Source organism: Cupriavidus sp. 05N40 (genome assembly GCF_056397305.1).
Genome location: NZ_JBFTND010000433.1, coordinates 1 through 1479 on the forward strand (window position 1 = coordinate 1; position 1479 = coordinate 1479).

The 1479-nt window shown below is 70.7% G+C and carries 2 protein-coding genes; one reads left to right on the forward strand and one right to left on the reverse strand.

Features of this window, described 5'->3' with window-relative positions; genetic code table 11:
- Positions 1 to 522 (forward strand): thioredoxin family protein (locus tag AC1DO7_RS41270; protein ID WP_477117573.1); only part of this gene is annotated, 522 nt, incomplete at its 5' end.
- A 24-nt stretch (positions 523 to 546) separates the two neighbouring features.
- Here AC1DO7_RS41270 and AC1DO7_RS41275 read toward each other — a convergent pair.
- A partial coding sequence (locus AC1DO7_RS41275) for a magnesium transporter CorA family protein (protein ID WP_477117574.1) occupies positions 547 to 1479 on the reverse strand: 933 nt, incomplete at its 5' end.

Consider the following 1479-nt stretch of genomic DNA (forward strand, 5'->3'; position numbering starts at 1 on the left):
GGCAAGGGCCTCGGCCTGCTGGCCGCGCTGGCCGGTGCGATCCTGCTGGTGGGGCTGGCCTCCGGCGGCCGCGATCCGCTGCAGCCGCTGGCCCACCTGGCGGCCCTGCGCGCCAATCCGGAAGCCGTCGTCGGCAAGGTGTCCGAGGCACGCTTCGAGCGGGTACGTTCGGTGGCCGAGCTCGATGCGCGCGTGGCGCAGGCCGCCGCCGCGGGCAAGCCGGTGCTGCTGGATTTCTATGCCGACTGGTGCGTGAGCTGCAAGGAAATGGAGCGCTTCACGTTCAGCGACGATCGTGTGCGCTCGCGCCTGTCCGGCGTGGTGATGCTGCAGGCCGATGTCACCCGCAACAATGAAGACGATCGCGCGCTGCTCAAGCGCTTCGGCCTGTTCGGTCCGCCCGGCATCATCCTGTACGGCACGGACGGGCGCGAGCGGCCGGTCCGCGTGATCGGCTACCAGCCGGCCGCGCGCTTCCTCGACAGCCTCGCGCGCGCGTTCGACGCCAAGGCCAGCATCTGAGAGTCGGGCGCGGGGAGCGGCCGCTCAGTTGTGGTCCAGCCGCCGCCCCAGCCCCCACACCGCGGCCAGCACCACCACCACCGCGCCCATCAGCCCCAGCGACCACCAGAAGCCTTCCGGCTCGCGCAGCCACGGCATGCGCTCGAAATTCATGCCGAAGATGCCAGTGATCAACGTGAGCGGCATGAACAGCGCGGTGATCAGCGTCAGCGTGCGCATGGTGCGGTTGGTACGGTGGGCTACCGCCGAGAAATGGATCTGCACGGCGGATTCGATCGAATCCTCGAGCCGGCGCGCGTGGGCTAGCACGCGCGAGATATGTTCCATCACATCGTTGATGCGCACCAGCAGTGCGTCATCGCGGCCCGCCGATGTGGCTTGCCCCTCGCTCGCGATGCTGTAGCTGTTGTCCAGCAGACTGTCGCGGAATTCCTGCAGGGCATCGTGCTGCTCCTCGCACAGGTGCTCGAGCCGGCGCAGCTCGATGCGTGCGTCGAGCAGCCCTTCCCAGCTCGAAAAGCTGCGCCGGGTGCTGAGCAGCGCGCGCTGCCAGCGGTCGAGCTGGCGCGTGAGCGGCGCGCGCAGTTCCAGGTAGCGGTCGACCATCGCGTTGAGCAGCCTGAGCATCAGGTCCTCGGGGCGGGTCGGCGGGCGGATGCCATGCACCAGCGCGGCGTGCCCGTTGGACCGTGCCTTGGACGCCGTCTGCGGCCGCGGGTCCCGGCATAGTTCGAGCAGCCGCTGGCGCACCTGGTCGAGCGTGCGCGACTGCGCCGGCCGCACCGTGAGCAGCACATTGTCGAAGACGAAGCACGTCACCGGCTGGGTGTCGATCCGCGCCAGCGCGGGCAGGAAGCCCGGCGGGTAGCGGCGCGGCTTGGCCGCGCGCGGCCGCGTGGCTGCCGGGGCGGGCGAGGCAGGTGCGGCGGGCGCGCCCGTTGCGGGCTGGTCCGGCAG